This is a genomic window from Achromobacter colocynthidis, assembly GCF_057334535.1.
On sequence record NZ_JBHFIZ010000028.1, the window covers coordinates 2957 to 11837 of the forward strand.

At 61.8% G+C, this 8881-nt stretch carries 9 protein-coding genes and 1 pseudogene; 5 read left to right on the top strand and 5 right to left on the bottom strand.

Going from position 1 to position 8881, the window contains the following annotated elements:
* The 5 genes from fliN to fliR all read left to right on the top strand — a co-directional run.
* Positions 1–366, top strand: a 366-nt coding sequence (gene fliN, locus ACE04A_RS11925) for a flagellar motor switch protein FliN (protein ID WP_485820146.1), incomplete at its 5' end; no start/stop codon positions are given.
* A gap of 12 nt (positions 367–378) precedes the next feature.
* Positions 379–702, top strand: a complete 324-nt coding sequence (gene fliO / locus ACE04A_RS11930) for a flagellar biosynthetic protein FliO (RefSeq protein ID WP_100855450.1) — start codon at positions 379–381, stop codon at positions 700–702.
* Positions 703–729: 27 nt separating this feature from the next.
* Entirely contained in the window at positions 730–1521 is a 792-nt protein-coding gene (gene fliP / locus ACE04A_RS11935; protein ID WP_259248476.1) for a flagellar type III secretion system pore protein FliP, read from the top strand.
* A 16-nt stretch (positions 1522–1537) separates the two neighbouring features.
* Entirely contained in the window at positions 1538–1807 is a 270-nt protein-coding gene (gene fliQ / locus ACE04A_RS11940) for a flagellar biosynthesis protein FliQ (RefSeq protein WP_006219058.1), read from the top strand.
* Between the two features lie 34 nt (positions 1808–1841).
* On the top strand, positions 1842–2630 hold the full coding sequence (gene fliR, locus ACE04A_RS11945) for a flagellar biosynthetic protein FliR (protein ID WP_279996880.1): 789 nt from the start codon (positions 1842–1844) through the stop codon (positions 2628–2630).
* Between the two features lie 17 nt (positions 2631–2647).
* Here the strand turns inward: fliR and ACE04A_RS11950 are convergent, their stop codons facing one another.
* The 5 genes and pseudogenes from ACE04A_RS11950 to ACE04A_RS11970 form a co-directional block, all read right to left on the bottom strand.
* Positions 2648–3886 (bottom strand): hypothetical protein, encoded by a 1239-nt coding sequence (locus tag ACE04A_RS11950; protein WP_448716308.1) that lies wholly within the window; start codon positions 3884–3886, stop codon positions 2648–2650.
* Entirely contained in the window at positions 3883–5700 is a 1818-nt protein-coding gene (locus ACE04A_RS11955) for a Tle4 family T6SS lipase effector (RefSeq protein ID WP_448716309.1), read from the bottom strand. Before ACE04A_RS11955 ends, ACE04A_RS11950 begins: the two co-directional genes overlap by 4 nt.
* A gap of 3 nt (positions 5701–5703) precedes the next feature.
* A complete protein-coding gene (locus ACE04A_RS11960; protein ID WP_485820166.1) occupies positions 5704–5922 on the bottom strand; it encodes a hypothetical protein in 219 nt (72 codons plus the stop codon).
* Positions 5895–6437 (bottom strand): annotated as a pseudogene (locus tag ACE04A_RS11965) (contractile injection system protein, VgrG/Pvc8 family); the annotation flags it as partial. The pseudogene ACE04A_RS11965 and the gene ACE04A_RS11960, both read right to left, overlap by 28 nt.
* Positions 6438–6520: 83 nt before the next feature.
* Positions 6521–8116 carry a methyl-accepting chemotaxis protein gene (locus tag ACE04A_RS11970; RefSeq protein WP_259248481.1) on the bottom strand — a complete coding sequence of 532 codons (1596 nt, stop codon included), beginning with the start codon at positions 8114–8116 and terminating at the stop codon, positions 6521–6523.
* Between the last annotated feature and the right edge of the window lie 765 nt (positions 8117–8881).

The window sequence follows — 8881 nt, forward strand, 5'->3', positions numbered from 1 at the left end:
GCGGCGGCCCCGGCCGCCCCGGCGGCCGCTGCTCCCGCCGCGCAATCGGCGTCGCAGTCGGTGTTCAAGCCGCTGGCTGGCGCCACGAGCGGCTCCGGCAACGACATCGACCTGATCATGGACGTGCCCGTCCAGCTCACGGTTGAACTGGGACGCACCCGCCTGACCATCAAGAACCTGCTCCAACTGGGCCAGGGTTCCGTGGTTGAGCTGGACGGCCTGGCCGGCGAGCCGATGGACATCTTCGTCAATGGCTACCTCATCGCCCAAGGCGAAGTCGTGGTTGTCGAAGACAAGTACGGCATCCGCCTGACCGACATCATCACCCCGTCCGAGCGGATCAACCGCTTGAACAACCGCCGCTAGCAGCCCGGCGCCATGACAGAATCCGCCTTGCTGCGCGTCGTCATCGGCCTGGTGCTGGTGGTGGCCGCCATCCTGGCTTCGGCCTGGCTGGCGCGGCGGGCCGGCCTGACCCAGCGCGGCGGCGGCAACCTGCTCAAGCAGGTCGCCAGCTTGCCCGTCGGCGCGCGCCAAAGCATCGTCGTCGTAGAAATCGACAATACCTGGCTGGTGGTGGGCGTCGGCCCGAACCAGCTCACTACCCTGCACACCCTGCCCGCCGGCCAGATGCCGGAGGGTTCGCCCTTGCCCGCCGCGGCCTTCGCGGCCAAGCTGGGCCAGGCGCTCAAGCGCCGCTAGCGCGACACGCGCATCTTTGCGACACCCATGAGCTTTCTCTCTCGCACGACACTCCTGCCCGCCCGTCCGCGCGCCCTGCCCATGCTGGCGGCCGCCGCGGTGCTGGGCCTGGCCTTCTTTCCGGCCGGAGTCGTCGCCCAGGCCACCCTGCCCGCCCTGACCGCCACCCCCGGCCCCAACGGCTCGGAGACGTATTCGCTCAGCATGCAGACGATGCTGCTGATGACGTCACTGTCGTTCCTGCCCGCCGCGCTGCTGATGATGACGGGTTTCACGCGCATCATCATCGTGCTGGGCTTGTTGCGCAGCGCCATGGGCACCGCGATGTCGCCGCCCAACCACGTGCTGATCGGGCTGTCGCTGTTCCTGACCTTCTATACGATGTCGCCGGTGTTCGACAAGATCTACGCCGACGCCTACAAGCCCTTGTCCGAAGGGTCGATCCAGTTCGAGACCGCGGTGGAACGCGCGGCCGGCCCGCTGCGCACGTTCATGCTGCACCAGACGCGCGAGAACGATCTGTCGCTGTTCGCCAACCTGGCCAAGCAGCCCGCGCTGGAAGACCCGTCGCAAGTGCCCTTGCGCATCCTGGTGCCCGCCTTCATCACCAGCGAATTGAAGACGGCGTTCCAGATCGGCTTCACCATCTTCATTCCGTTCCTCATCATCGACCTGGTCGTGGCCAGCGTGCTGATGGCGCTGGGCATGATGATGGTGCCGCCCGTGACCGTGGCGCTGCCGTTCAAGCTGATGCTGTTCGTGCTGGCCGACGGCTGGAATCTGCTGATGGGCTCCCTGGCCCAGAGCTTCTACCAATAACGCCGGAGCAATCGCCATGACCGCTGAAACCGTCATGACCATGGCCTACCAGGCGATGAAGATCGTCCTGGCGATGGCCGGCCCGCTGCTGCTGGTGGTGCTGGTGGTGGGCCTGGTCATCAGCATCTTCCAGGCCGCCACGCAGATCAACGAAATGACGCTGTCGTTCATTCCGAAGCTGCTGGCCATGTGCGGCGTGCTGGTGCTGCTGGGCCCCTGGCTCATCGGTGTCATGGTCGACTACATCCGGCAACTGATCGGCCAGATCCCCATGCTGGTGTCCTGAGCGGCCCGCGCCGCCCGGCCCCGGACGTTTCCCCATGATCGCCTTCACGCTCGAACAGCTAAACGGCTGGATCGGCCAGTTTCTCTGGCCGTTCGTGCGTATCCTGGCGCTGGTTGGCACCGCCCCGCTGTTCTCGGAATCCGCCGTGCCCGTGAAGGTCAAGGTGGGCCTGTCGTTCATGCTGGCCGTGGCGGTCAGCCCCGCGCTGGACCCCATGCCGCCCGTGTCGCCGGGCTCTTACGCGGGCCTGTGGATGGTGATGCAGCAGGTGCTGATCGGCATCGCCATGGGCTTCACGATGCGCATTGTTTTCGCCGCCGTGCAGACGGCCGGCGAATTTGTCGGCCTGCAAATGGGCTTGTCGTTCGCCTCGTTCTTCGACCCCAGCGCCGGCGCCAATACCGCCGTGCTGTCGCGCCTGTTCAACATGGTGGCGATGCTGACGTTCCTGGCGCTGGACGGCCACCTGCTGGTGCTGGCCGCGCTGGTGCGATCCTTCGACACCTTGCCCGTGGCCACGATCCAACTGCATCAGAACGGCTGGGGCGTGGTGGTGGAATGGGGCAAGACCGTGTTCGTCTCGGGCCTGCTGCTGGCGCTGCCGCTGATCTGCGCGCTGCTGACCATCAACCTGGCCATGGGCATCCTGAACCGCGCCGCGCAGCAACTGTCCGTGTTCTCGGTGGGCTTTCCCGTCACGCTGATCATCGGCGTGATCGTGCTGACCGTGGTGCTGCCCCACTCAGGGCCGTTCCTGGAAAACTTGTTTGAGTCTGGCCTGGAAGCGATGAGCCGGGTGGTGGATGCGCTGGCGGGGCGGTAGAACGGGTCGCTCACCTATCAAATGCCAGATTCCGGCGGCGTCCAGGGCATTCCGTTTTCATCAGTGCTGAGGAAATCGTCCAACGCCTTCTTGTCGGCAGCGGCTTTCTCGGGGTTGCCGACCTGATCAAAAACGGAAGGTGGCTTGGGCGCGACGGCCCGGTAACGCAGGCGTATAGAAGCCAAGATGGCGTCCCAGATCTTGCCGGCCTCCCTATCGGACAAGGCCGCGTCCACGCGGGGTGGCGCGGGCGGGCGTTTCCAGGGGGGAATGGCGTGCTTGTCGGGGACGAAGCGCGGGAGGGACCAGCGGACGAGGTCTGGTTGATAGTCTTCTGCCAAGGTGGGAGGGAGCGCGCCACCGCCACGCATGCTGATGTGAATGGACGGCTGTGTGAATCCTGGCGTGTCGCGGTAGCTTTCCGCCAAGAAAAGGAACCGGTGGTGATTGGCGTCGGTGTACCCGAAGGCAAACTGTTCCGCCGGCATGGCGGCAAGGGTTAACTTTCCCGCGCGCAACCTGTTATGCCAGATACCGGATAGCTGTTTCTTGGCGCGTGCTTGAAGGCCCGTGGATGAGTCTGGCTGCAGGGCGGTAATGCGGGCCTCCAAATTAATGTTGGACCCCGATATGTAAAACTCCAGCATGCCGATTTCCTGGTCGTGATGTTCACGAATGATGATGGGACCAAGCCCAAAGCCAGGTCCGGCGCTCTGCGGGTCGGTGATCTTCGAGATGGTTTTGGCCAAGGCTTGGATGCGGGCTTCGACTGGGGCGATCACGTTCTCGTACGACTGAGCTTTGATCAGGACGTAAACGTCGTCCACGAGAAGGTGGATTTCATGGGTGTGGTAATTCCTCAGTTCGGGACTATGAAAGAAACGTAGCAACGTTTTCGTTTCGCTCAACTTGATTTGGGCCACCATCATCGACCCACCTGAATCATGATCGACGTTTTTAATCTGCGACGATCTGTCGTTCACTGCGTCCGCAAAACGTTCGGGAGAGACTTCCATCCCTAACACCCTGACTTCGACGGTTTTAAAATCGGTATCCAACCCGTAATACAACGTGACGTCGCTGCCTGTGCTGTACCGCCAGTTCGAAGGCAAGTCGATCAAGTGTCGGCCGAATGCCCAGGTGCGGATGTCTGTGGTTGCGTTGGTCACTGGGGTGTCCTTGTGTTGTAGGAGCAGGATGCTGCCGGCGACGAGGGCAGAGAGCGCAATTGCGGCGGCAACAACGCGGGTTTTCATGATGACTTCCTCGCCTGGGCCGCTACTTTCAGGATCCACTGCAACGTGATCTGCTGGACCAGTTCATTTCGGAATGGACCTTCATGTTCGAACCCCTGCATTTCGAGTTGTTCTTTCACTTGGCCGCGCTTGGCCTGGTCAATCGGTGCGCGACCTGAACTGATGGGGACCGTGCCGTCTCCAATGCCGTCCTGCATTTCGCAGTGCAGCTCCCAATCGCTGTATTGCAGTTTTTCCGGCGGGGAAGTGGCATCGACATACCGTAACGAAGGAGACGCCACGCGGCTTTGTCCTCTTGCATAAAGCGGCGTGCGGCCGTTGTGCTGAATATCCGAGTTTCGGGCCTCGAGAAGGGCTTCGATCGAGATAGATGGCTGTGTGGCGCGTGCTGGCCGCAACCCCGGGCGTATCGTCCATCGAATGGATTCGAAGCTGGCGAAATTGTTATCCGACCCGTAGAAGACGTAGGTATTAGGATGGTAGTAAGTGCCCAATTCTTCGTGGAACTCTTTGGCAAATCTAATGGCATGCGCGTAATGGGTCCATTCGATGGCCGTCCCGCCTTTCGGCGCCAGCCATTCTTCCTTGACTAGCCCCCACCATCTGTGTCTCTCCAGATAGATGGTTTCATACGGGCATTGCGAAGGGGAAGGTACTGCCGGCATGGCTGGAACGGTGCGCGATTGTTCTTCGCGCAAGAGCTTCAGCCATCCCGGTGAATAGCGCTTCGTCGGCAGCAATTGCAACGCACCAGGCGACTGAGCAAAAACTGCCGTCACTTCCTGCCCGCTGCCGCCGATCACAAGCGAGGTTCCGTAGTCCTCATCTCGCATGCCAACTTTGCAACGCCTGTAGGCCACAGGGGCGCCATTGGTCGGCATGACGCCGTGGATAATTCCGCAGATTGCGGCCTCCATGCCGGGCAGGGTCGCGCACATCCGGGCAATCAGACCGCCCATCGAATGGGTCACGAGCAGGACCTGTGTGCAGCGATCGCCATACTGCTCCAGCAGGGTTTCTATGCGTTCCTTGAGCTTCTTGGCGGAATCCGTATTGGAAGCCAGCCAGTTATACCCAAACGCATGCACCGGCATATTGAACCGTGCGCCGGCCAGCAGATCGTCCGTGGTTAACGGTTTGACGCGTCCATCGGTTCCGTTTCGATCCAGCCCGTTCAACCCCGGCATAAAGACATCCACGCCCGGCTTAAGGCGCCGATACGTTGCTGTTGGATCCTCCCAGTGCTTGTCGTCTAATTCAAGCGCATAGTTTTCGTGGCGAGGAACCGTTGGGGAGTTCAGGGCATGCTCCAACCACCGCAGGAAGCGTTCGTAGCTAGTCTGCCCAACCTCTCCCCAACCTCGCTCCCTATAACGGTCCCTCAGGGCAGCTTTGCGGGCGGCGGGTAGTAGTTGTCCGTTCTCTTGCACCATTCCTAGCGGAACGTCGGGGACTGCGCCTTGGTCATCGACTTCTACACGTTCGGGATGCAAGCGTCTCTGACGAAAGCCCGCCTCTTTAGTGATCCACTGGGCTAGCAAGTGAGTCGGCAACCCCAGCGCTCCGTAGTCGAGGGTCCACACCGGTTCGGATTCTTGGTCAAGGTGCTTGGAAACCGACCTTAAATTACTCCCCATCACCCCTGGAATGAATATCACCGGCAGGATCAGATCTGGCCCGATACGCAGTTGAACCGGGTCGGTGATCTTGCAATCAGTCAGCGTCCAGGTGAAGCACTGTTGACCTCGAGCGTCGTAGTGAAACGGTGCTACGCGCTCGGTCGGCGCGTTGCTTTCAGATTTGATGTCAGTCATTTCTTATCGCCTTTCCATTCGATATAAACGCCATCCATGCGCATGTCTTTTTTGCATGGTCAGGAAGCCCTCGAAGTTCAATATTCCCGTCGGCCATCTTGATGTACGCGCCGCCGCATAGCAGCGGTCGGCCGCGACCAATACATGCTGTTTGCTGGAGGTGATTTCGGCGCTTTGGTCGGCCTGGATGCGGATGGTGTTGTGTTGCGCTTGCAGCAGCAGTTCGCCTTGGTGGGCAACACGGCGGTACGGACGCGTTCGGCGTAGGCAAAGCGATGCAGCGCGGGTTCTGCTTGATCTCCACCCGGCATGGGGTTGTAGACCACGGGCCCGCCTTCGATCTCGCCATGGATGTAGATGCGGTCGCCGTGGATCAGGCGGTGTCCGTGTTCCGAGTGCACGTAGCGGTAGAAATAGCCTTCTTCGGCCGCCAATCTGACCAGGGAGGGTTCTACTACCAGCCGGTAGCGCGTGCGTCGAAAGCCCGTGTCGGCTTGGACGAGCTCCGTGACGATGCCGTGTACATGGCGCACCGCATGCTCCCCGCGCCAAATCGTGAAAAGCGCGGGCTGGTCCAGCAGCGTGCCGAAATCAATGGCGGGGTCGATGCTGGAAAGTTCGATGCACAGCCGATAGGTCTCGGACAGCGCTTCGTCCAGCGTGAACTCAATGACGTCAAACGCCGCGCCGCTGGCGGGGGTGAAGGTGAAGCGATAGATGTTCGCGCGCAATGACAAAGCCCCTCCCCGACAGATCGATTGGGAGGGGCCAGTGTGCTCAGCCGAGGAGCTCCGCGTCTATAGGACGCTTACGAAATTACTCAGGGCTGACCGGTAAGCCGGAAGACGCGGATCGTCTCGCGCAAGGCGCCGGACTGGGTGCCCAACTGCATCACCGCGCCGCCCAGCTCCTGCACCAGCGCCGTATTCTGCACGGTCATCACGTCCATCTGCGACACGGCCGTATCCACTTGCTCGATACCGCTGGACTGCTCTTGGGACGCTTGTGAAATTTCACCGATGATGTCGGTGACCCGATGCACGGCCGCCACGATTTCTTCCATCGTTGCGCCCGCTTGCTCGGCCTGCGCCGAGCCTTCCGACACGCGGTCCACGGAATCCTCGATCAAGCCCTTGATCTCTTTGGCTGCCTGCGCGCTTTTCTGCGCCAGGCTGCGCACTTCACCCGCCACCACGGCGAAGCCCTTGCCGGTTTCGCCGGCGCGGGCTGCTTCCACCGCGGCGTTAAGCGCCAGGATGTTGGTCTGGAACGCGATGCCTTCGATGATGCTGACAATGTCCGCGATCTTGCGTGAGCTGGCCGAGATGCCGTGCATGGTGTCGACCACCTGGCCCACGGCCACACCACCGCGCCGCGCCACGTCCATGCTGCTGGCGGCCAACTGGTTGGCCTGGCGTGCGTTGTCGGCGTTCTGGCGCACGGTGGACGTCAGTTGCTCCATGCTGGCGGCGGTCTGCTGCAAGGACGACGCCTGCCCTTCCGTGCGGCCGGCCAGTTCCTGGTTGCCGCGCGCGATATGCACGGCCGCATGGGTCGTGCCCTCGATACCGCGATAGACGTCCTGCGCGATGCCGATCAGGCTCTTGCGCATGACTTCCAGCGAGAACTTCAGGCTGCCCACTTCGTCATCCGAATCCGCGATGATTTGCGTGGTGAGGTTGCCGGCGGCAACCTGGCGCGCCATGTTGGCGGCATCCGACATCGGGTCCAGCAGGGAACGCGACAAGCTCCAACCCATGCCGAAGATGGCGATCACGCCCAGCGCGATGGCGCCGCATCCCAGGCTGGCGCCCCAGGTGCCGAGGCTGTCCCAATTAGCGTGCAGGCCATAGGCGCCCGCGCCCGCGACGATACCGGCGGACACCAGGGCGTGGCGGAACATCCGGCTGCGCACGCTGCGCTTGAACGGAAACGCCACCACGTCCAGGCCACGTCGCCACCCGGCTCGCACCGGTCGACCGCGCTTGATGCGGATGCCGCGCGCAGAGCCTTCGCGCATGCGTGCATAGAGCTCTTCGGCCATCTCGATCTGTTCTTCGGATGGCCGCACCCGCACCGAGGAATACGCGACGACTTCGTCGTTTTCGACGATGGGCGTGGCGTTGGCCAGCACCCAGTAATAGCCACCGTCCTTGCGGCGGTTCTTGACCAGGCCCAACCACGATTCGCCGGCTTCCAAGGTTTCCCACAGATCTTCGTAGGCCTCGGGCGGCATGTCGGGATGGCGCACGATGTTGTGCGGCTTGCCGATGAGTTCTTCGCGGGTAAAGCCGCTGACGTCAACGAACGCCGGGTTCGCGTAAACGATGCGGCCCTTGGTGTCGGTTCGCGAGATCAGGTATTGATCTTCGCGCAGCTTGGTTTCCACATCAGTGATGGGTAGGTTCACGCGCACAGCTAGTCTCCAGTGACATCAATAGAGCAGCGAATGAATAGCAGCGAGCAAACCAGGGCGTAGCGCCCCGCATCGACCTGACCCCGCCCGGTTTGTCTGGCCGGCGCGCCCTCACGCGCAACCCAACCATCAAACACTGTTCACCGCCCTCTTCCAGGCGTTATTGTTATTAACGGTATTTTTAATGAAAACTTAACGTGCGTATTAGTCGGTGCTTGACGCGATTCGCACGATGTCGTGGTCGGTGGTCGGTGGCCGGTGGCCGGTGGTGGCCGGTGGTGGTCGGTGGCGGCTGGTGGTGGCCGGTGGTGGTCGGTGGTGGTCGTAGGATGGGTGAAGCGCGCACCGTCCGCCCCGCGAAAACAAGCGCCGATCGCGCGCAACCCATCAGACGAACGTTGCGTTGTGGCGGATCCGGATAAGAATTGGGGCGCCGTCCGATGGGTTACGCGCGTTCGGCAGCCTTGTTCTAGTCGACGCCCGGACGCGCTCCACCCATCCTACGAGCCGTCATCAAATCCATTACGGCACGGGCATGGAATACGAGCCGTCATCAAATCCATTACGGCACGGGCATGGAATATGTGCCGGCGTCACATCCAATACGGCACAGGCATGGAATACGTGCCGTCATCACATCCAATACCGCACGGGCAAGGAATACGCGCCGGCGTCACATCCAATACGGCACGGACATGGAATACGTGCCGGCGTCACATCAACGACAACGGCATTGCACCGTCGCGTTGCCGCCGGGGTTTCCCC